Genomic DNA, 22096 nt, shown 5'->3' with positions numbered 1-22096 from the left:
GGTGTCGTCTCAAGCCCCATCTTCCTCTTCCAGAACCGCTTTGTGGCTCAGGCGAATCTTGCCGTCCCGGTTGATCTCGAGAATTTTGACCCGGAGAGTGTCGCCCTCCTTCACCACGTCCGTCACCTTCTTGACCCGTTCCCGGGCCAGCTGGGAAATATGGACGAGGCCGTCGGTCCCCGGGAAGATCTGGACAAAGGCGCCGAAGTCCATGGTCTTGACGACGGTACCCTCGTAAACGGCACCCACCTCCGGTTCGGCGGTGATCTCGTTGATCCGCTGCAGGGCTGCATCGCCTTCCTGCTGGGATGTGGCGGCGATCTTGACCAGACCGGAGTCATCGATCTCGATCTTGGTGTTGGTCTCGCTCTGGATTGCCCGGATCACCTTTCCCCCCGGGCCGATAATTTCCCGGATCTTGTCGGGATTGATCTTGACGGTGATCATCTTGGGGGCGTAAGGGGAAATTTCCTTCCGGGGTGCCTCGAGGGCCTGGAGCATCTTTTCCAGGATGAAGATCCGGCCTTCCCGCGCCTGGGCGAGAGCCTTTTCCATGACGTCCTTCGAGAGCTCGAGGATCTTGATGTCCATCTGGAGGGCGGTGATCCCGTCCCGGGTGCCGGCCACCTTGAAATCCATGTCGCCGGTGTGGTCTTCATCCCCCAGAATGTCGGAGAGGATCACCACCTGGTCCCCTTCCTTGACCAGGCCCATGGCGATGCCGGATACCGGCGCCGTGATGGGCACGCCGCCGTCCATCAGGGCCAGGATCCCCGAGCAGACGGTTCCCATGGAGGAGGATCCGTTGGATTCCAGGACCTCGGAAACGATGCGGATGGTGTAATCGAAATCTTCCGGCTTCGGCAGAATCCGTTCCAGGGCGCGCTTGGATAGACCGCCGTGGCCGATGTCTCGACGACTGGGGCCGCCCATGCGCTTGACTTCCCCGACGGAAAAGGGCGGGAAATTGTAGTGGAGCATGAACCGTTGAGGGTCGTCTCCGTAGAGGGTTTCCACCCGCTGTTCGTCCTGACCGGAGCCGATGGTCAGCACCCCGAGGACCTGGGTCTCCCCCCGGGTGAAGAGCGCGCTCCCGTGGGGCCTCGGCAGGACGCCGACCTCACAGGTGATGGGCCGGATTTCATCGAACTTTCTGCCGTCGATGCGCCGTCCCTCCTGAAGGATGAGATTCCTGCAGAGAGTCCGTTCGATGTCGTGCAGGATCTCGTAAATCTCGCCCTTGCGATCGGCGTAGTCCTCGCCCAGGTCGGCCATGATCTGGTTTCGCAGCTCCCTGAGAGCGGTATGGCGTGCCGTCTTCTCGGGAATCAGGATCGACTCCCGGATCCGTGTCGAGGTCATGGCGTCGAGTTTTTCGATCAGGGCCTGGTCCTTGGGGGGCGGTTCGTGAGGCCGCTTGGGCTTGCCCAACGCCTCCGTCAGCTTCTCCTGGATCTCGATCACCGGCTGCATGGCGGCATGGCCGAAAAAGATGGCGTCCAGCATCTCCTCTTCGCTCACGATGTTGCCGCCGCCTTCCACCATCACCACGCCGGTTTTGGAGCCGGCCACGATGATGTTGATGTCGCTTTCCGACTGCCGGCTCATGCCGGGGTTGACGACGAACTTTCCGTCGATCCGGCCCACACGGACCGCGGCGATGGGACCTTGAAACGGAATATCCGAGATCTGGAGAGCCGCCGATGCCCCGATCATGGCCAGAACGTCGGGATCGTTCTCCTGATCCATGGACAGGACCGTGGCGATGACCTGGATTTCGCTGTGATACCCCTTGGGGAACAAGGGGCGGATGGGCCGGTCGATCAACCGGGCCGTAAGGGTCTCCTTCTCGCTGGGCCGTCCGACTTCCCGTCGCATGTAATTCCCCGGGATGCGACCCGCGGCATAGATTTTTTCCTGATATTCGACCGTGAGGGGAAGGAAGTCCAGCCCGGATCGGGTTTCATAGGCGGAAACGGCGCTGACGAGAACGACCGTTTCTCCGTATTGAACCACCACCGCGCCGGAGGCCTGTTTGGCCACCTTGCCCGTCTGGATGCTCAGGGGATTGCCCCCGAGATCTGCTGTCAATGTCAATTCCATAAACTCTCCTAAAAAAAAGCGGCCTCAAGCCTTTGAAAGGCGCTGAGCCGCGGGATCATGCCGGTCGTGGTCCCGGCGGCGACGGGTGTCGACGGTGACGGGGAAAAGGCCGCTGGCCGGCACACAGGCGCACTTCGGTGCGTCAGGGTTGCGTTGGATCGGCTAACGATGGTGGATGCCGTTATCTGCGCAATCCCAGCCGCTCGATAATTTCCCGGTACCGGACGATGTTTTTGTTCTTGACATAGTTCAAGAGTCGCCGGCGCTGGCCGACCAGCATCAGAAGCCCCCTTCGGGAATGATGGTCTTTCTTGTGGACCTTCAGGTGCTCCGTCAGGTAGGAGATGCGGTGGGTGAGCAGTCCGATCTGGACCTCGGGCGATCCGGTGTCGCTGTCGTGCAGTTTATATTGGTCGATCAAATCCCGTTTTTGTTCTGATGTCAGTACCACTTCGTTTAGCCTCCTGTTGATCGTAATGAATATCGAAAAAACAAAGAAATATTAATTTTTTCCCTTAATATTCATGTTCTAGTTAAAAACACAACAATAATTATAGCGGGGATTTCCTTTTTTGTGCTCCAGAATCGCAATCAGGCGATCGTTTTCGTCCACTATCCGAATCCACCCCGACGAAGCGTCCGTTTTCGGGCGTTCGATCTCCTTTTCGGTCAGCGGCATGCCGTGGCGTATTTTACGGGCCGTTTCAGGGGCGATTCGCCGCATGGGCATGAAGGCCACGGCGTCGTTCATGGGAATCATCCGGTCTTCGACGGCATCGACCGCCGCCAGGGCGGCCACCTCCCGGGGGGTGAGGGCCTGTTCCAGGGAGAAAGGGCCGGCGGCCGTCCGGACGAGCTTCCGAAGGTGTGCGCCGCATCCCAGCATTCGCCCCAGATCGACGGCCAGGGTCCGGACATAGGTGCCGCCGGAACACGACACCGAAAAGCGGACATCCGGCAGATCGACGGCCTGAACCTCGAGGCGGTGGATCACGATCTCCCTGGGCGGCTTCTGGACCGGACGGCCTGCCCGGGCCAGTTTGTACAACGGCACCCCCCGGTGTTTGAGAGCGGAATAGACCGGAGGATGCTGCCGCATGGGCCCCTCCAGGGCGGCGAAGGCCGATCGGACGGCATCCGCCGTGACGTCGACCGGTTTTTCGGAAACCGTTTCCCCCGTCAGATCCTGGGTGTCGGTTTCGATCCCCAGCCGAAGGATCCCTTCATAGCGCTTGTCCCCATGAAGGAAAAAACCTGCCAGACGGGTGGCCTGATTGATGCAGCAGACGACGACGCCTGAGGCAAAGGGATCGAGGGTGCCGCAATGTCCCACCTTTCCCGCCCTGAGCCCACGCTTGATCCGACCCACGACGCCGGCGGAGCTCATCCCTTCGGGCTTGTCCACAACGAGGATGCCGCTGGTCAGTTTCTGCATGGTTCCGGCTCGCATTTTTTCAGCCATTTCAGGATGCCGCCCTTCAGGTCCGCCAGGGAGGTCTCCGCGCAGAAGCCGGCCGCCCGGTGGTGACCGCCCCCGCCGAAGGATGCTGCCAGGGCCGCCACGTCGACGCTGCCGTCCGACCGCAGGCTGACGTAGAAATTGTTTTTGTTCCGCGAATCATCGTTTCCGGCACGCTCCTGAATCAGAACGGCGACCTTCACGTCCTTGATGCTTTTGGCATAGTTGATCATGCCGTCCACGTCTTCGGGCTGCGTTCCGGTTTCTTCGAGCATGTCGCGGGTCAGCATCATGAAGGAGAGCTTGCCGTTCTCCGCGATTTCAATGGAATCGAGCGCCAGGTTGAGGAGTTTGATCCGGCCGATGGAATAGGTGCCGTAGACATGCTGGGCCACGGTATAGGGATCCACGCCGTTTTCCGTCATCTCCAGGCATATCGAAAAGGCGGTCTGGTTGGTGTTGGCAAACCGGAACGAGCCGGTGTCCGTCAGGATCCCGGTATAGATCGCCGTGGAGATGTCCCTGTCCATGGAAACGCCGATGGCCTTGACGATCCGGTAGACCATCTCGGCGGTGGAGCAGGCACCGGTGTCGACGTATTGGAGATCGCCGAACCCGGTATTGCTCGGATGGTGGTCGATGTTGAGGGTAACGCCGAGAGATGCCGCATCGGCCGCCAGCCTTCCGATACGGTCCATGTTGCTGCAGTCGAGGATGACCACGGCATCGAAAGGCGTGGTGTTCCGGTCGATGCGGCTGACGATCCGGTCCACCGCCGGCAGAAAACGGTAGACGGCCGGTATCGGGCTTTCATTGTACATCGTCGTCCGTTTTCCCGATTTTTCCAGGGCCAGGGCCAGGGCAATGAGGGCGCCGACGGCGTCGCCGTCCGGATTGACATGGGAGGCCAGCAGGATGCGCTTACTCCGTCTCAAATGGTGAATGATCTTTTCCATCTTCGGCATTAAGCGATTTGAGCAGGGCGTCGATGTGGGCGCCGTAATCAAAGGATTTGTCGTAATAGAATTTAAGTTCGGGCATATACCGCAATTCCAGCTCGCCGGCAAGCACGCGTTTGATATAGCCCATGGCGCTGTTGAATCCGAGCAGGGCGCCGTCGACCTTCTCGGATCCGCCGGAGACGGCGAAATAGATCTTGGCGTTCCGGAGGTCCTTGGACATCTTGACGCCGGTAATGGTTGCCATCTTCAGGCGAGGATCCCGGATGTTGCGCGTCAGGATTTCCGACACCACCTGCTGGATCAGTTCGCCGACTCTGTCCGCTCGAGAAAAAGGCTTCATATGTTGATGATCTCCAATTCGGTATCGATCATTTCCGCCAACCCCAGGGAATCGGCCATGTTGAAAAGTTTATCCAGCTTCGAGTTGATCACCTGCCGATCGTTGCCCACCAGGGAAACGCCGATTTCAGCCTGGTGATAGACGTCGTTGGCGCCGATCTCGGCTACCGAGGCGTTGAACTGATTCCGGAGCCGCGCGATAATGGATTTCACGATCTTCCGCTTTCCCTTCAGGGAGCGGCAGTCATGAAGCCTGAACGTCATGATGCCGATGCCCACAACCATATCGATCGTCACCTTTCTTCCGAATGCAGCGCTTACCGGAGCTCCGGCTTGATCTCCTCGAGGTAGTAACACTCGATGATATCGCCGACCTTGATGTCGTTGTATCCCTCGATCCCGATGCCGCATTCGTACCCGCTCTGGACCTCCTTGGCATCATCCTTGAAGCGCTTGAGCGAAGAGATCTTGCCTTCGTGAATGATGACGCCGTCCCGAACCAGGCGGATTCGCTGCCCCCGCTTGATGGAGCCGCTGGTGACGTAACAGCCCGCGATGGCCCCCACCTTGGGGACGAAAAAGACCTCCCGGGTTTCGGCCATACCCAGGACCCGTTCCTCGAAGGTGGATTCCATCATGCCGACGATGGCGTCCTTGACGTCCTTGATGACGTTGTAGATGATGTTGTAGAAGCGCATGTCCACGTGCTCTTCCGTCGCCATGGCCTGAACCTTCGCACTCGGGCGGACGTTGAACCCGATGATGATGGCGTTGGAGACCGCGGCCAGTGAGATGTCCGACTCGGAGACGGTGCCGGTGGCCGCGTGGATGATCCGGATCGTCACCTCCTCGTTGGAGAGCTTCGTGAGCGAGTCGCTGAGCGCCTCGATGGATCCGTGAACATCCGCCTTGAGGATGATGTTGAGGTCCTTGACCTCCCCTTCCTGCATCCGCTCGAAGAGCTTCTCCAGGCTGACCCGGCTGGTCTTGGCCAGCTCCAGGGACCGATGCTTCTGAAGACGGTGTTCGCTGACCTGTTTGGCGCTCTTGTCGTCGTCCAGCGCGACCATCTCGTCACCGGCGTTGGGAACGCCCGACAGCCCGAGGATTTCCACGGGCATGGAGGGGCCCGCCTCGTCAACCTGGGCGCCCCTGTCGTTGAGCATCGCCCGGATTTTCCCGTGGTGGATACCGCAGACGATCGGGTCTCCGGCATGGAGGGTGCCCTCCTGGATCAGGACGGTGGCCACCGGTCCGCGGCCGGAGTCGAGCTTGGATTCCACCACGTAGCCTCTGGCGTGTCGCTCCGGATTGGCCGTCAGTTCGAGGACCTCCGCCTGGAGCAGAATCATCTCCAGCAGTTCGTCGATCCCCTGGTTCTGTTTTGCGGAGACCTTGACAAAGATGGTGTCGCCCCCCCACTCTTCGGACATCAGTCCGTGATCCGCCAACTCGCGCATAACCCGGTCGGGGTCCGCGCCGGCCTTGTCCATCTTGTTGATGGCGACGATGATGGGCACCCCCGCCGCCCGGGAGTGGTTGATGGCCTCGACGGTCTGGGGCATGACCCCGTCGTCGGCCGCCACCACCAGGACGACGATATCCGTCACCGTGGCGCCTCTGGCCCGCATGGAGGTAAAGGCCTCGTGACCCGGCGTGTCGAGGAAGGTGATCTGTCCCCGATTGGTGGCCACGCTGTAGGCGCCGATGTGCTGGGTGATGCCGCCGGCCTCGATCTCGGTGATCCGGGTTTTCCGGATGACATCCAGAAGGGATGTCTTGCCGTGGTCGACGTGTCCCATGATCGTGACGACGGGCGAGCGTCCCACCTGTTTCCCGGCATCGTCCTCGCTGTCGATGTTCAGGACGGCATCCTCCTCAAACCGGGCCTTTTCGACCTCGTAGTCGAATTCCGAGGCCACCAGGGCGGCGGTATCGAAGTCGATGGTCTGGTTGACGGTCACCATGACGCCGAGCATCATCAGCTTTTTGATCATTTCATTGGCCTTGATGCCCATTCGTTTGGCCAGGTCGGACAGGACAATGGTTTCATCGATCTTGACCCGGCGTTTGATGGCCTTGGGTGTCGTGATCTGGGTCTTCTGTGTTTGCACGGATTTGGCCTTGGCCCCTTTTTTGCCTTTTCTGTTTCGGGCCTTGCTGTAAAGCGCATCTCCCTCGATTACCTCTTTTTTCTTGAAGGAGATTTTCTTTTTGGCCCAGCGGTTTTCCTTCTTTTTCTTCTTGTCGGCATCCTCCTCGGACGTCGACGTCTCTGCCGGCGTTTTGGCTTCGACGCCACCGGCCGTCACCGGCGTGCGTTCGGAAACGGCCGGGCGGCGCTGCGACTTGTCATCGCCTCGATCCGGAGGCGAGGGCTCCTCCTCGACCTTGGGCGGCAGGCTGATGATTTTCGCGGGCATGTCCGTGGGTTCCTTCTTTTTTTTCTTTTTCTTTTTCTTCTTCTTTGATTTCTGGTCCGAATCGGCATCGGCATCGGCATCGGCATCGGCGCCGTCGCCTTCCTCAGGCAGGGAGGGGGATGGCGTTTCGGCCTCCGCTGCCGGGTGTTCGACAACCGCGTCGGCTTCCGTGGGGAGCGGTGTTTCCTCTGCGGCGGGTTCTTCGGGTGCGGGTGCCGGCTGGGACGCCTCAGCGGGGGGTTGGATGGCATCCTCTTTTTTTTCAGGCATTTCTGCGGCTTTTTCTGTCTCTTCCGGCGCCGGGGCGGTGGTCTCTTCTTCAGCTGCGGGCCGTGGGGGCTCGGCCTCGACATCCGTTTCAGGCGTAGGCGGTGCCGCTGCAGCCGTCTCCTCGATCGGTTCGGTCGCTGTTTCGGGAACAGGTTCGGGGACGTCGACGACAGGGGGCGTCGGCTCGACGGGTGCTTCGACCTCCGTCGCCGGTTCGGTCTCCTTGGGGGCTTTTCCTTCGACGTGCCGCTTTTTTCGCCTTCGGATAACCGTCGGTTTGATGCGTTTGTGTTCCACCGCTCCCGGCTTTTTGCCGCGCAGGTGTGCCTTTACCCGATTGACCGCATCTTCTTCCAGGGAACTCATGTGGCTGCTGACCACGATGTCCAGTTCGCTTAACTTTTCGAGAAGCGCCTTGTTCTTTAAATTGAGTTCTCTGGCAAGTTCATATACCCTGATCTTCGCCATCCGTCCCCCTTACCTGTTGTTAAAAATCCAGTGCACCGCAGATCATTCCATAACTACACGCACCTGTATCATGTGTCGATGTCCGTTTTTCCCGAAAAGGTCATTCCTTTTCCTCGTCGTCGGCCGGCCCCGGCGGCGTGTCGGCCGCGAGGGGAGTGGTTTCTTCCCCGCCGGTCGGGGCGGATGCCCCGTCTTCGTCTTCGTCCCCCGATTTGCCGTCCTCCGCCGCCTCCGGGTTGTCCGAAGGCGTATCATCGGTCGCCTCCTCCGGAAGGGCGGCGGATTTTTCATCGATCTCGACGTCATCGGCCGCTGCCGCGACATAAGCCTTTGCCGCCGCGATCAGATCCCGGGCCTCGTCCTCCGTGACGATCCGGACCCGCGTGAGATCCTCGACGGTGCTCTTGGCGATCTCTTCGGCGGAGAAGAATCCGTTTTCATAAAGAGCGTCCGCCAGACTGATGCCGACTCCCGGCAGCGATATGAGGGAGTTGTAGCCGTCCTTCATCGCCTTGCTGTAGCGGGATTCGCTTTTGACGTCCAGTCGCCATTTGGTCAGTTTCGAGGCCAGACGGACGTTCTGTCCTTTCTTGCCGATGGCCACGGAGAGAAACTCGTCGGGGACGATGACCTCCATTGACCGGTTTTCCTCGTCGATGATGACCCGGGAAATTTCCGCCGGCGCCAATGCATTGCAGACGAATTTGGCCGGATCCACATGCCAGGATATGATATCGATCTTTTCACCGCGAAGCTCCTGGACCACGTTCTGGACCCGGCTCCCTTTCATGCCGACGCAGGCGCCGATGGGATCGATGTCGGAATCGTTGGATGAGACGGCGATCTTGCCGCGGCTGCCGGGCTCACGGGCGGCCCCCATGATGGTGACGATGCCCTCGCTGATCTCGGGAACCTCGGTCTTGAACAGGCTTACCAGGAACTCCGGGTGGGTCCTGGAGAGAATGATCTGGGAGCCGTGGGGGTCGTTGCGGACGTCCATGATATAAGCCCGGATCCGGTCTCCCCGTCGGTAGACCTCCTTGGGGACCTGCTCCCGGGCCGGGAGGATCGCTTCAGCCTGACCGAGGTTGACGATGATCTGGCCGCGGTCTATGCGCTGAACGATGCCGTTGATGATCTCTCCCTTACGGTTGATGAAGTTGGCGTAGATCGCATCGCGCTCCGCATCCTTGATCTTCTGGATGATCACCTGCTTGGCGGACTGGGCGGCGATGCGTCCAAAGGATTCCGTATCCATCTTGGCGCCGAGCCAGTCGCCGATTTCACATTCGGGGTCAAGCAGCAGACCGGCTTCCAGATCGATCTGCAGCTCGGGGTCGGTGATCTCCTCCACCACTTCCTTGAACTGGAAAACCTCTATCTCTCCCGAATCTTCGTTATATTTGACCTCGATGTCGATCTTGTTCCCGAATTTCTTCTTTGCGGCAGATTTCAGGGCGTCTTCAAGCGTTCTGATAAGGACGTTCACGTCGATGCCCTTATCCCGGCTTACCTGTTCAATGACACGCTTAATGTCTGGTATTAACATCCGTTTTCTCCGTATAATTGACGAGCCGCGCACGAGCGATCAGCCCATAGGGAATGGCCAGGGAGTCGCTGTTCGTCCTGAGGCTGATCGTATCGTCCGACACGCCCTCCAGCACCCCTTTGAACTTTTTCTTTCCGTTTATGGGTAGAGTGGTTCTGATTTCTGCCGTATTTCCCCGATATTTTTCAAAATCGAGCAACTTGCCCAGTGGACGGTGCTGCCCGGGGGAGGAGACTTCCAGACTGTAGGTCCCGATCTCCTCAAGGGCCACATCCAGAAGATCACCGAGCTGACGGCTGACGGCCGCGCAGTCGTCCAGGGTCACCCCGCCGGGTTTGTCGATATAGAGCCGCAATATCCGTCCCCGGGATTCCCGCTGATATTCGACGCACACCAGTTCGATGCCCTCGGATTCGCACAGGGGCTCGCCGAGGGCGTAAACCCGGGCGACGATCCGGCGTTCCTTTTCATGGGACATCGGCGGCGCATCCGCCGCGGACCGTTGGGGCGGCGCCTTTTTGAGGGCTTTTCTTTTGCTGTTTCCGCTCATCTTCTTTCCTGCTTTTTTTACGGGCCTCGCTTATCACTTTTTGACAATAAAAAAACGGGCTTCCGCCCGTTTTATTGGTTATAGACCCTACTGCTCAGTGGATGTTATCTAATTCTCATCGGTCTTAAATGAACAAAGGTTTAGATATACACACAGGAAAAGGCGCCGCAGACCGCTTCGTATCCCATTCATGGCCTACCTTTACCAAAAAGGCGGACGTATAACTGGAGCGGGCAACGAGATTCGAACTCGCGACACCAAGCTTGGGAAGCTTGTACTCTACCAACTGAGCTATGCCCGCTCAAGATGAACAAATTATAGCAAAGCATTCCTGTTGTCAATGATTTTTGCGATTCTTTTTTTGTTTTCAACTTTCGACTTTCATGCGATGGCCGGATAGCGGGCGGTTAGAGTCGAACGTTGCGTTTTATTTTCTTGACGCGTTTCGTATGATCCATCGCGCCGCTTCGGGCAGATTTACCACCGTCATGTCCGGATGCGGCCCTTCATCGACCCCGGGGAACGCTGCCGTGTTTCCGGCGCTCACCAGAACCGCGCCGCCGCATCCGGCCCGTCTGGCGCACTCGATGTCCGTCGTCCGGTCGCCGACCATGTAGCTCTTTTCAAGATCGATGGGGTATTTGTTCCGGGCGCGGCGAATGAGACCCGGCCGGGGCTTGCGGCAGTCACATCCTTCCTCCGGAAGATGGGGACAGAAAAAAACATCCGTAATGCAGCCGCCTGCAGCCGCTGCCGCGCGCTTCATGTTGCGGTGAATCCGATCCAACTCCACCGGGGAAATGAGCCCCCGGTGGACCGCCGACTGATTGGTGACGACGATGACCGCGAACCCGGCGTCATTCAGCATCCTGACGGCCGAAAGGCTTCCGGGGATGAAACGGACGTCGGACCAGCGTCGGATGTAATCCGGGGAATCGTGGTTGATCACGCCGTCTCGGTCGAGAAAGACGACCCTGAGCGGTTCCCGGGTCACTGGGCGATGGTGAAGGCATCGGGGAAACCCTCGCACCGCAGAGCGTTCTCATAGGATTCCGCTGTCTCGAGGGATGTGCATTTTCCCACCACCACCCGGTACAGGGGGTGTCGTTTCCCCGGTGAATAGCTGGGCAGGACCTCGGCGCTCCGGTATTTCCCGGTCAAGGCATTCGCCAGTTTGAGCGCCGTTTCCCGGTTTCCGAAGGCGCCCACCTGAATGGCGAAATTTCCCCGGTTCAGATCTCCGGAGGAGAGGATCTCCGCCGCTTGCCCGTGGGGTCTGTGCCGGGGAGCGGCAGTGGCGACGGCCGTGACCTCCACCTTCGCCGTCCCCGGTCCGAGGATATCGAGACGCCTGGCGGCGCCGTAGGAGAGGTCGATGATCCTGCCGGCCACGAAGGGCCCCCTATCGTTGATGGTGAGCCGAAGGGTGCGCCCGTTCTCGATGTTCCGGACCTCGACGTGGGTCCCCATGGGAAGCGTTTTATGGGCCGCGGAGATGCCGTACATATTGTAGGTTTCGCCGTTGGAGGTTTTCCTGCCGTGAAAATCCTTGCCGTACCATGAAGCGATGCCCGTCTTTCGATAGCCGTGGGCCGTCGGGAGGGGGTGGTACCAGATGCCGTTGATCTGGTAGGGCCGCTGCGTGGGGGGGATCCGCTTGAACGCGGGCGCGGCGTCGATGCCTTTCCGCGCCGTCGTCTTTCCGGGGGCGCCGCATCCGGCCAGGGCCCCCGTCAGGAAAAGACCGATAAGGATGCACCAGGGGTGCAAGGTCCGTCTTGCCGGCATTCTCATGGGTTTCCTCCTCCCGATCAGGGTTTTTCCAGTGCGATGCTGAGCACCTGGTGCATTTTGTCCACGAAATGGAACTGGATCTCCTCCCGGACCTTTTCAGGAATGTCTTCCAGATCTTTTTCGTTCTCCCTGGGGAGGATGATGGTCTTGATCTTGGCCCGGTGGGCCGCCAGGACCTTTTCCTTGATGCCGCCCACCGGCAGGACCTGGCCCCGGAGGGTGATCTCGCCCGTCATGGACAGGTCCTTCTGAATGGGTGTGTTGGTGATGAGGGACGTCAGGGCCGTCAGCATCGTGACCCCGGCCGAGGGGCCGTCCTTGGGAATGGCGCCCGCCGGGATATGGATATGGATATCATGTTCCTCGAAGAATCCGTCGGGAATTTTGAGCTTCCCGGCGTTGGCCCGGATGAAGCTCAAGGCCGCGGTGGCCGACTCCTTCATGACGTCCCCGAGTTGTCCAGTCAGGATCAGCCCCTTCTTGCCCGGCATGGCCGTCGCCTCGATGAAGAGAAGGTCTCCCCCCACCGGGGTCCAGGCCATCCCCATGGCGACCCCCGGGGTCTGGAGGCGGGACTTGCTTTCCGAGGTGAACCGGATCGGTCCGAGATATTCGGCGATGTCCCCGATCTTGATGGAAACGGATTCAGCCTCGTTCATGGCGATTTTGGCGGCGACCCCGCGGCAGAGGGCGGCGATCTCGCGCTCCAGGTTCCGGAGGCCCGCCTCCCGGGTGTAGCTGTTGATGATCATCCGGACAGCCCCCGCGGTGATGTTGATCTGTTCCGCCGTAAGGCCGTGGGCCTTGCGCTGTCGGGGGATCAGATACCGGTTCGCGATCTTGATCTTTTCATCCTCGGTGTAGCCCAGAAGCTGCAGAACCTCCATGCGGTCCCGGAGCGGCGGCGGGATGGTGTCGAGCATGTTGGCCGTGGTGATGAACATCACCCGGGACAGGTCGAAGGGAACGTCCAGATAGTGGTCCGAAAACGAGAAATTCTGTTCGGGATCCAGAACCTCGAGCAGGGCCGAGGAGGGATCGCCTCGGAAATCGCTGCCGACCTTGTCGATCTCGTCGAGCATGAAGATGGGGTTGTTGGATTCGGCCCGTCGGATCCCCTGAATGATCCGGCCGGGAAGGGCGCCGACATAGGTGCGCCGGTGGCCCCGGATCTCGGCCTCGTCGCGGACCCCGCCCAGGGAGATCCGAATGAACCTGCGGCCGATCGCCCGGGCGATGGAATGGCCGAGGGAGGTCTTGCCCGTCCCCGGAGGGCCCACGAAACAGAGGATGGGGCTTTTCGATTCGGGATTGAGTTTGCGGACGGCCAGATATTCGATGATGCGCTTCTTGACCTTTTTCAGGCCGTAGTGGTCTTCGTCCAGGATCTTCCGGGCGGCCGCGATGTCGAGGTTGTCCTCGGTGCTCTCGTTCCAGGGCAGGGAGGTGATCCAGTCGAGGTAGGTGGACGCGACGGTGTATTCCGAAGAGGACGGGTGCATCCGGGAGAGCCGGTTCAGCTCCCGCTCCGCCTCTTTCCGTGCTTCTTCCGGAAGCTTCTTGGCTTCGATCCTGGCGCGGTAGTCCTCCACCTCGACGGTGGTCTCGTCGCTTTCCCCCAATTCTTCCCGGATGGCCTTGAGCTGCTCCCGGAGATAGTATTCCCGCTGCCGCTTGTCCATATCGCCCTTGACCTGGGACTGGATCTTGTTGCCCAACTCGAGAATGTCGAGCTGGTAATTGATCAGCCGGGTGACCTCCTTGAGACGCTTCTTGACGTCCTGAATCTCCAGAACCTTCTGCTTCTCCTCCAGGGTGGAATTGATGGTGGAGGCGATCATGTCGGCCAGAACCCCGGCCTCCTGGATCGACTTGGCCATATTGATCAGCTCGGGGGGCAGCCCGGGCGAGAGCTGAACGATCTTGGCGAAGATGTCCAGGATGTTGGACATGAGGGCTTCCACCTCCCTGTCCTTCTTTTCCTCTTCGACGATGTGGGTGATGACCGCCTGGAGGTAGGGCTTTCCTTCGACGTATTCCGCCACCTTGAATCGGCTGATCCCCTGAACCAGGAGCTGGGCCTTGTTGTCGTCGGTTTTGGCCATTTTGAGGATAAGGGCGCTGGTGCCGATCTTTTCCAGTTCCTCCATCGGGTCGGAGTCCGGTTTGATCGGGCCCTTGGCCACCAGCAGCCCGATGATCCGGTCCTTGGCCATGGCCTCGTCGACGAGCTGGACGGATTCCCCCTGCATGACCACCAGGGGCAGGACCATCTTCGGGAAGAGGGCTGCATCGAACAACGGAAGAATAGGAAGTGTTTTCGGTAAATTATCAGGATCAAAATTCTTTTGAGGTTGTGCTTGTTGCATCATGGATGACCTCCGAAACGCTGTTGATGTCGCTCAAGGGTGAAATGGGCTTCCATGCCGATTTCGCCGCCGTCGTTCACGTTCCCGGCGGAAACGGTATCATTCTTCGGAAATGGATATCTTGTGAGGTTTGTCGGCCGGCTGCTTCGCCAGCGTGATATGGAGCATGCCGTCCTGGTAGGCGGCGGTGGCCTTTTCCGTGTTGATGGGCACCGGCATGAAGAGGATGCGTTCGAATCTGCCGCACTGGATTTCGGCCAACCGGTAGGTGGCGCTTTTGTCCCGGGGCATCTCATAGCGTTTGCCGATGATCTTCACGGCCTTGGCGTTGATTTCGATATCCAGGTCCTCTTTTTTGACCCCTGCGATTTCAGCGAGAACGACGATCTCGTTCGGGGTTTCGTAGATGTCCATGGGCGGGGTCCACGAGCATTCGGTGCAGGTGAAACGTGGACTCATGGATCGGAACATCTCCTCGATGTTCCTCTTGAACTCTGCGCTCAATTGATCTAAATCGTTGCCGAATCGAATTTTGATGTAATCCATTGTCAAACCCCCGTCTTCAATCCTGGTGTCCTTATGTTGTCCAAAGCCGTCACCTTGTGAAAGTAACATCATTACAGGCGTCTGTAAAGCAAAATGCTGTGAGGCATCGGCGGCTCGCACCCTTTCCGGCCCTGAAGGAATCCGTTGTGTTTTGTATTTGTTTGCCGTATGAGATCCGCCATGGAACAGCATGACGCAACGGGCCGTCGGGTCATGGGCGGGCAGTATTTCCTCTACTTCGGCGTATTGGGGATGTTTCTGCCCTATTTCAACCTTTACTGCTTTCATCTCGGCTTCAGCGGGATCGAAATCGGCGTCCTTTCGGGGGTGCGGTCCCTGGCGATGATCATCTTCCCCATCGCGTGGGGTATTGTCGCGGACCGCCGGCAGGCCCGGCGGCCCATCTACATCCTCTGCAATTTTGCGGCGACGGGCGTCTGGGCGCTCTATCTTTTCTGGGACGACTTCATCGCCATGTTCTGGATCACGTTGGCCTACGGCGTCTTTTTTTCGCCCATCATCGCCTTCATGGAGGCGTTCACCATGGAGGTCCTGGGCGGGGAGAAGAAGCGCTACGGGCGAATCCGCGCCTGGGGGACGTCGGCCTTCATCGCCGTGGTGATCCTGCTGGGGGAACTCATCGATGCCGCCGCCGTCGACGTCATCCTGGTGCTGATTCTGGCGGGATCCTTTCTTCAGGCGGTATTTTCGGTGAGGGTGCCCCGGACGACCCGGCGCCGCGTCATCGGCACGGGGCGTGCCAAGGACTTTCTACGCCGGCGCGCCACCCTGATTTTTCTGGGGGCCGCCTTCCTGATGCTGGTGAGCCACGGGGCGTATTACGGCTTTTTTTCCATCCATCTGGAAAAGCTGGGTTACGACAAGAGCTTCATCGGCATCGCCTGGGCCCTGGCGTCGGTGGCGGAGATCCTGGTGATGCTCAACTCCGATCGCATCTTCCGCCGGTTTTCCCTGGAAAACGTTCTCCTGCTCTCCCTTCTCATCGCCGTCTTCCGCTGGGCCGTTCTCTCCCGGGCGGGTTCCGCTGCGGCGATACTGGCGTCCCAGGCGCTCCACGCCCTGACCTACGCCGCCTTTCACATCGCCGGGATCCTCTATGTCGACCGCCTCACGCCCGACGGGTCAAAGACCCTTGGACAGGCGGTGAACAACGCCGTGACCTACGGGCTTGGCATGATGGTCGGATTTTTTCTGAGCGGCTGGCTTTACGACGCCGTGGGGGCGTCTCTCCTTTTTCTTGCAAGCGCCGGGATCGCAGGCGGGGGTGCCGTCCTATTTCTGGGGGTCTGGATTCCGGCCAGGCGGACCGGGACGCGGGGGTGACGGATGCCGGATTATCGCTTCGAAACCATCGGCATCATCCGATCGCCGTTCAAGGAAAAATTCGGTATTCCCCGGCAGGCCGGTCTCATGGCCCGTGCCCGGGCCGTCCTTGAGATTTTTCCGCCCTACGACCGGGATGAGGCCTTTCGGGGTCTCGAGCGGTTCTCCCATATCTGGATTCTCTTCGTGTTTCACGGCTGCATCCGCACGAGGTGGCGGCCGACGGTCCGGCCCCCGCGCCTCGGGGGCAACCGGCGGGTGGGTGTCTTCGCCACCCGGTCCGGCTTCAGGCCCAATCCCATCGGCTTGTCGGCCGTCCGGCTGGAAGGGATCGGCGCGTCCGGCACCCGGGACGGATGTCGACTTCACCTCGCCGGGGTCGACATCCTGGACGGGACGCCCGTCCTGGACATCAAGCCCTACCTCCCCTATGCCGACGCCGTTGCGGGTGCCGACGGCGGATTTGCGAGCGATCCGCCCGCCGCCGATCTGCCGGTGTCCTTCAGCTCCGCGGCCGCGGCGGATCTCCGTTCCAGAGAGGCCGCAATGCCGGGCCTTACGGACTTTATCACAGACATGTTGAAGGCCGACCCCCGGCCGGCCTACCATGCCCGTCGCCGGGAGCGGCGGCGCTTCGGCACCCGAGTCTTCGACGTCGATGTGCAGTGGGAGTTCCGGGAGGACGGCATATGGGTGACGGGGGTGGCGGACGGGGGGGATCGCCCTCCGGCGTACTGACGCCGGAGGGCGGGCGTTTCTATTTTTATCCGATGGGGGTGTTTTCCATCATGGACCAGATCCCGCAGGGACAACCGTTGGCGCAGAAGCCGCAGCCGATGCACCGGTCCGGATTCACGACGTATTCAAAGGCGCCGTCGCTTTTTTCCTCCCGGGTGATGGCCGCCTGGGGGCAGAGGGTCGCGCACATGCCGCAGTCGCGGCAGGTGCCGCAGGAGGCGCACTGACTGCCGCAGGCGTCGGTGTTCTCAAAATCCGTCAGGCGCGGATCGAAATACTCGAGGGTGATCCGGCGCGTGTCGATGACGGGCCGGATGCCGCCCTGGGGGCGCTTGCCCGCGAGCATGTCGTCGATGGCCAGGGCGGCTCTCCGTCCGGCCCCGATGGCGTCGGTGATGAGACCCGGCCGGACGATGTCGCCGATGGCGAAGATCCTGGGGTCGGTGGTCTGCTGGCTTTCGTCGGTCACCACATACCCGCGGTCGGTCCGAACGGTGTCCGGCAGGAATGCCACATCGGGGGCGTCGCCGATGGCGATGAAAACGGTGTCGGCCGGCAGGACTTCCCCGGTGTCGAGCACCACCCCCTCCCCGGTGATCTCCCGGGTGAAGCACGGCCAGCGGAATCGGGCCCCCACGGCCTCGGCGTCCGCTTTCTCCTTACCGAAGGCCAGCGGCTTCTGGACGTCGATGAGGGTGATGTCCCGGGCCCCCAGCCGGTGGGCCTCGGTGGCCACGTCGCACCCGACGTTTCCGGCGCCGATGACGATCACCCGTTCTCCCGGCAGGAACGGATCGTCCTTGGACCGGGTCAGGAATTCGAGGGCCGTCATCATGCGCTCCTTGCCGGGGATCGGCAGGGTTCGGGGCTTCTGCGCCCCCGTGGCGATGACGATGTAGTCGAAATCCTCCCGAAGGCGGGCCAGGTCCTCCTTTTTCAGCTCCTGCCGGAGATGGATGTGGGGAATCACCTCGCGGATCCGTTCGAGCTCACGGGTGAGGACCTCCGCGGGCAGACGGCTCTCCGGAACGGCGGCGGCGACCTTGCCGCCCAGGATGTTCCGGGTGTCGTAGAGGATCGCTTCGTGTCCTTTCAGGCGAAGCTGCCAGGCGGTGGAGATGCCTGCGGGGCCGCCGCCGATGACGGCGATGCGCCGTCCGCTCAGGGGGGGGAGTTCAGGCGCTCCGGCGGCGATGCTCGCCCTGCCCAACTGTTTGACGTCCACCGAGGGCATGCGCTGAAGGGTGCGGGTACAGCTTTGCATGCAAAGGTTGGGACAGAGATATCCGCAGACGGTGGCGGGAAAGGGTGTGTAGGTCAGGGCGAGGTCGACGGCCTCGTCCACCCGGCCCTCCCGGATGAGGCGCCACCGCTCCTGGACCGGAATTCCCGTGGGGCAGGAGGCCTCGCACGGGGCCGCGTATTTTCTGTTTTCCCACACCGGCACGAACCGTCGCATGTCGCCGGTGGGGATCAGGGGGATCGGACTGCGGTCCAGGTCCGTCAAATCCCCGATGAGTCCCCCCTTGCCCAGCTCCCGGTCCCAGACTTCTTCCCGGAACGATGCCATGGAGGGGGTTTTGACCACCATCCGCTCCTGGGGCGATCGGGTGGTGATGAGCTGCCATTCGTCCCGGCTGTCCAGATTTTCCAGGATCTCCGTCCGGTCGATGCGTTCCAGGAACATCTTGAGGTTGCTTCTCAACCATCGCCATTCTTCGTCGGAGATGGGGACCTGCTTGGCGTCGGTTCGGCTGAACCCCTTGTGGGGACCCCGGAAGAAGACCTTGCCGCCGACCATCCCCACCAGGGGACGATACCCCAGGACATTGTCGGGGGTCTGGGGGTTCCAGCCGCAGATGACGGCGATGCCGCCGGCCATGAACTCCCCGAAATAATCCCCCGCGGACCCGAGCACCCAGAGTTCCGGGGGATCGAAGCGGGGGTTCTGTTTGGTCATGGTCATGCCCCGGGCGCCGATGTTTCCGGCCACGTAGACCCTGCCCTGGGCCATGGCGTTGCAGGTGCCGTTGCCGGCGTTGCCGTGGACGACGATCTGTGCCCCGGCGTTCAGCCACCCCGTGTCGTCGGAGGCGGGCCCCATCACCGATATCCGGGTGTTGGGGAAGCCCATGGCGCCGACCCGCTGTCCCGGCGGGCCGACGATGCGGACGTTCACGGTCTCGTTTCCGGCCTTCCACAGCCTGCCGCCGATGCCGTGCTGTCCGTAGGCGACGATTTCCAGGTATCTCTGCCCGTGATCGACGGCCTCCTGAATCTGCTCCTCCAGAACCCGGGATTCGATCCGAATGCCGTCCTTTTTGCCTGGTATCCTGTGATATTGATCCTTGTTCATTCAGTACTCCGAATATGATGCATTTCCGATAACGGTCTCCATGGATTCCGCTTTGTTGCCTTAGACGACATATTGAATCTGCAGCCGGTCGGCGATGTCGCGGTCGTCGACGCCGAGAGCGTCGGACATGCCGATGGGAAGCGAGGTGGAGCGTCCCAGCGGGGCGAAAATCTTTCGGATTTCCGTATCAAAGCCGAGATAGAAGTCGACGACGCGCTGGGCCACCTGTTCCGGATCGAGGCGTCTGTAGAGACGGGGATCCTGGGAGGTGATGCCCTTGGGGCACAGGCCGATGTTGCAGATATTGCATCGATCCCCTTCGGAGCCGAGGCAACCGGCCGCGGCCTGCATGACGTATTTGCCGGTGACGACCCCGCTGGCGCCCAGCATGATGAGGGCGGCGGCGTTGGCGGCCAGGTTGCCGTTCTTGCCGACGCCGCCGCCGGCGAAGATGGGGATCTCGTTCTGCTTGCCCAGCCTGACCAGGTTGAGATAGCAGTCCCGGACGTTGCCGGCGATGGGGTATCCCATGTGGTTCATGGAGACGTTGTAGGCTGCGCCGGTGCCGCCGTCCTCGCCGTCGATGAGCAGGCCCGAGGCGTAAGGGTTCCGGGTCAGGTTGTTCAGAACCGCCAGAGCGGTGGAGCTGGCCGAGATCTTGGGATAGACCGGCACCCGGAAGCCCCAGGCCATATACATGGACTGGATCATTTTGGCCACGGCCTCCTCGATGGAATACTTCGTCTGGTGGGTGGGCGGGCTGGGAAGGCTTACCCCCTCGGGCACGCCCCGGATGGCGGCGATGAGCTTGTTGACCTTGTACCACATCAGGAGCCCGCCGTCTCCGGGCTTGGCGCCCTGGCCGTACTTGATCTCCACGGCGCAGGGGTCCACCTTCATTTCGGGAATGGCATGGATGATCTCGTCCCATCCGAAGTATCCGCTGGCGATCTGGAGAATGACGTATTTCAGGAAGCGGCTCCGAAGAAGCCGCGGGGGGCACCCCCCCTCGCCGGTGCATATCCTGACCGGCATCCCCAACGTCTCGTTCAGGTAGGCGACCCCCATCTGGAGACCTTCCCACATGTTGGGGGAGAGGGCGCCGAAGGACATCGCGCCGATGATGAGCGGATAGATCTCCCGGATCGGCGGCACCCACCCGTTCTCCTTGAAATGCCGGAGGCTCTCCTCGGGGGGCAGCACCCGACCCAGGAGGGTCCGGATTTCGAACTCGTGGCGACCGGCGTCGAGGGCCGGGTCGGTAAGCATGGAGATGCGGATGAACTTGATCCGGTCGAGCAGGCTCGCGCCGTTGTTGCGCCGCCCGCCCCGTCGTCGGGGCTGCCCCCCCCGATCGATGTGGAATCTGAGCTTGTCGGCCTCGTCGCTTTTGAGGGGCATGATGCAGTCGTTGGGGCAGACCATGCTGCACATGCCGCAGCCGATGCAGGCGTATGCGGGATCGGTCTTCTGGCGGATGCCGTAGAAGATGTCGTATCCGGTGGAGGAGGATCCCGCCGGTTTGATGTCGGCATGGATATACCTTTTCCGGAAGACGCCCAGTTCAATGGCGTTGACCGGACATACCGCCGTGCAGCTGCCGCAGAGCGAGCATTTGTCCTTCTGCCAGGAGATCTGCCATGGCAGGTCCTTGACACTCAGTGTAGAGGGGGTAACGGGTCGGTTTGACGGCATATTCTAACCTCCTGTCGGTCGGGACCGACGATCGCGGTGTCGAGATACATGGGTTGAAAGTCCTTGGTTTTGTCGCGGTCGGGGATGGCGGCGTCGAGACCGCAGATTTCGGATGAAAAGGCGAAGGTGCCGGGTTTGCCGCCCACGACCCCGGGACGCAGTTTTTTCCGGTCCTGAACCATGAAGAGGCTGTGGTCCGTCAGGGATCCGATGACGCAGTTGGGCCCGTCGATGATCATCCGCCGGCAGCTGTGTTTCAACGCCTTCAGCAGTGCCGCGTTGGGATGGGCCTCGAGGTCCTCGTCGGCGAGAGGGGTGATGACGTGCTTGTAGCCTTCGATGCCGAAGCCCAGGTTTTTCAAAGTGTAGTGGAGGATATGGGTGAACACCTCGGAGTCGGACTGGTAGCCGGTGTAACCCTCAAATCCCCGGGAAGACAGGTACTCCTTGATGGGCACGAATGCCGTGTTCTCCCCGTTGGTCATGGTGGAAAAGCCCTCGAGGAAAAAGGGGTGGCAGGCATACAGGTTGATGGCGTAGTTGGTGTTCTGGCGCCCCTGGGCCATGATGATGCGGGCCTTGAGCTCCTTCCGGTCCAGCTTGAGATGGTTGGCCACCCGCATGGGGTCGCCGATCTCCTTGATCATGACGGCGTCGGGCCACAGGGAGAAGACGATCATGTCCTCCTTCTCCTCCCCCATCCCCCGGAGCGTGAGACGGAGGTGCACCAGTTTCCGAAGCTTCTCCGTTTCGGTCATCTCGTCCCATTCCTCGGGATACTCGTAGGCGCGGATCAGATAGATGTCCCGCTTGGGCACGCCCGGCGGGGGTGCCTTGGGGACCTTGATCGTCAGCTTGTATTTGGTCATGAAACCGAGATTCATCATGAAGGCGTCCAGGCGTTTGAGGCCGGACTCGGTAAAGATGCCCGACAGAATCGGGGCATCCTTCATTTCTTCGAAAGGCCCTCCAAGATCGCGCAGGAAAAGGCCGACGCCGGAGCCGTCATGGCCTTCGCGCATGACGTCCAGGGCCTCTACGGCGACCATCGGAGACAACGGTTCCTTGCTGGTGATGGCAAACAAACGACACATATTTTCTTTTTCTCCTTCATTGCCTGCCCGGGTCGCC

General features: G+C 60.7%; 18 protein-coding genes and 1 tRNA gene. 2 read left to right on the top strand and 17 right to left on the bottom strand.

Annotation, left to right across the window (positions count from 1 at the left end; all coding sequences use genetic code 11):
• Positions 1–9: 9 nt before the first annotated feature.
• The 14 genes from pnp to dmul_RS17365 form a co-directional block, all read right to left on the bottom strand.
• Positions 10–2103: a polyribonucleotide nucleotidyltransferase gene (pnp, locus tag dmul_RS17430; protein ID WP_020877495.1), complete on the bottom strand. Its 2094-nt coding sequence runs from the start codon at positions 2101–2103 to the stop codon at positions 10–12.
• Between the two features lie 181 nt (positions 2104–2284).
• Positions 2285–2554 (bottom strand): 30S ribosomal protein S15, encoded by a 270-nt coding sequence (rpsO, locus tag dmul_RS17425; protein ID WP_020877494.1) that lies wholly within the window; start codon positions 2552–2554, stop codon positions 2285–2287.
• A 78-nt stretch (positions 2555–2632) separates the two neighbouring features.
• Positions 2633–3538, bottom strand: coding sequence for a tRNA pseudouridine(55) synthase TruB (truB, locus tag dmul_RS17420; protein ID WP_020877493.1), 906 nt, complete (start codon positions 3536–3538; stop codon positions 2633–2635).
• Entirely contained in the window at positions 3526–4497 is a 972-nt protein-coding gene (locus tag dmul_RS17415) for a DHH family phosphoesterase (RefSeq protein ID WP_040415528.1), read from the bottom strand. Before dmul_RS17415 ends, truB begins: the two co-directional genes overlap by 13 nt.
• Entirely contained in the window at positions 4484–4864 is a 381-nt protein-coding gene (gene rbfA, locus dmul_RS17410; RefSeq protein ID WP_020877491.1) for a 30S ribosome-binding factor RbfA, read from the bottom strand. The genes dmul_RS17415 and rbfA overlap by 14 nt, the downstream gene beginning before the upstream one ends.
• Positions 4861–5160 (bottom strand): DUF503 domain-containing protein, encoded by a 300-nt coding sequence (locus dmul_RS17405; protein WP_327078308.1) that lies wholly within the window; start codon positions 5158–5160, stop codon positions 4861–4863. The genes rbfA and dmul_RS17405 overlap by 4 nt, the downstream gene beginning before the upstream one ends.
• A gap of 20 nt (positions 5161–5180) precedes the next feature.
• Positions 5181–8024 carry a translation initiation factor IF-2 gene (gene infB / locus dmul_RS17400; RefSeq protein WP_020877489.1) on the bottom strand — a complete coding sequence of 948 codons (2844 nt, stop codon included), beginning with the start codon at positions 8022–8024 and terminating at the stop codon, positions 5181–5183.
• A 100-nt stretch (positions 8025–8124) separates the two neighbouring features.
• Positions 8125–9573 (bottom strand): transcription termination factor NusA, encoded by a 1449-nt coding sequence (gene nusA, locus dmul_RS17395; protein ID WP_020877488.1) that lies wholly within the window; start codon positions 9571–9573, stop codon positions 8125–8127.
• Entirely contained in the window at positions 9554–10123 is a 570-nt protein-coding gene (locus dmul_RS17390; protein ID WP_020877487.1) for a ribosome maturation factor RimP, read from the bottom strand. The genes nusA and dmul_RS17390 overlap by 20 nt, the downstream gene beginning before the upstream one ends.
• Before the next feature lie 225 nt (positions 10124–10348).
• Positions 10349–10424, bottom strand: a tRNA-Gly gene (locus tag dmul_RS17385).
• A 126-nt stretch (positions 10425–10550) separates the two neighbouring features.
• The gene (gmhB, locus tag dmul_RS17380; protein WP_020877486.1) at positions 10551–11117 is read right to left on the bottom strand and encodes a D-glycero-beta-D-manno-heptose 1,7-bisphosphate 7-phosphatase; all 567 of its coding nucleotides are present in this window, start codon (positions 11115–11117) and stop codon (positions 10551–10553) included.
• Positions 11114–11917: a septal ring lytic transglycosylase RlpA family protein gene (locus dmul_RS17375; protein WP_020877485.1), complete on the bottom strand. Its 804-nt coding sequence runs from the start codon at positions 11915–11917 to the stop codon at positions 11114–11116. Before dmul_RS17375 ends, gmhB begins: the two co-directional genes overlap by 4 nt.
• Before the next feature lie 17 nt (positions 11918–11934).
• Positions 11935–14289 carry an endopeptidase La gene (lon, locus tag dmul_RS17370; protein WP_020877484.1) on the bottom strand — a complete coding sequence of 785 codons (2355 nt, stop codon included), beginning with the start codon at positions 14287–14289 and terminating at the stop codon, positions 11935–11937.
• Positions 14290–14385: 96 nt separating this feature from the next.
• On the bottom strand, positions 14386–14832 hold the full coding sequence (locus dmul_RS17365; RefSeq protein WP_020877483.1) for an Hsp20/alpha crystallin family protein: 447 nt from the start codon (positions 14830–14832) through the stop codon (positions 14386–14388).
• 180 nt (positions 14833–15012) lie between these two features.
• Here dmul_RS17365 and dmul_RS17360 point away from each other — a divergent pair, with 180 nt between their 5' ends.
• Positions 15013–16176 (top strand): MFS transporter, encoded by a 1164-nt coding sequence (locus tag dmul_RS17360; RefSeq protein WP_020877482.1) that lies wholly within the window; start codon positions 15013–15015, stop codon positions 16174–16176.
• 3 nt (positions 16177–16179) lie between these two features.
• The gene (tsaA, locus tag dmul_RS17355; protein ID WP_020877481.1) at positions 16180–16914 is read left to right on the top strand and encodes a tRNA (N6-threonylcarbamoyladenosine(37)-N6)-methyltransferase TrmO; all 735 of its coding nucleotides are present in this window, start codon (positions 16180–16182) and stop codon (positions 16912–16914) included.
• A 25-nt stretch (positions 16915–16939) separates the two neighbouring features.
• Here the strand turns inward: tsaA and dmul_RS17350 are convergent, their stop codons facing one another.
• The 3 genes from dmul_RS17350 to dmul_RS17340 are packed head-to-tail and all read right to left on the bottom strand — an operon-like array spanning position 16940 to position 22059.
• The gene (locus dmul_RS17350) at positions 16940–19270 is read right to left on the bottom strand and encodes an FAD-dependent oxidoreductase (protein WP_020877480.1); all 2331 of its coding nucleotides are present in this window, start codon (positions 19268–19270) and stop codon (positions 16940–16942) included.
• Positions 19271–19330: 60 nt separating this feature from the next.
• The gene (locus dmul_RS17345) at positions 19331–20965 is read right to left on the bottom strand and encodes a glutamate synthase-related protein (protein WP_020877479.1); all 1635 of its coding nucleotides are present in this window, start codon (positions 20963–20965) and stop codon (positions 19331–19333) included.
• On the bottom strand, positions 20929–22059 hold the full coding sequence (locus dmul_RS17340; protein ID WP_020877478.1) for a class II glutamine amidotransferase domain-containing protein: 1131 nt from the start codon (positions 22057–22059) through the stop codon (positions 20929–20931). Before dmul_RS17340 ends, dmul_RS17345 begins: the two co-directional genes overlap by 37 nt.
• Between the last annotated feature and the right edge of the window lie 37 nt (positions 22060–22096).

It is taken from the genome of Desulfococcus multivorans, assembly GCF_001854245.1.
In the GTDB taxonomy this organism is placed as follows: domain Bacteria; phylum Desulfobacterota; class Desulfobacteria; order Desulfobacterales; family Desulfococcaceae; genus Desulfococcus; species Desulfococcus multivorans.
This window is presented reverse-complemented; position numbering and strand designations above follow the sequence as displayed.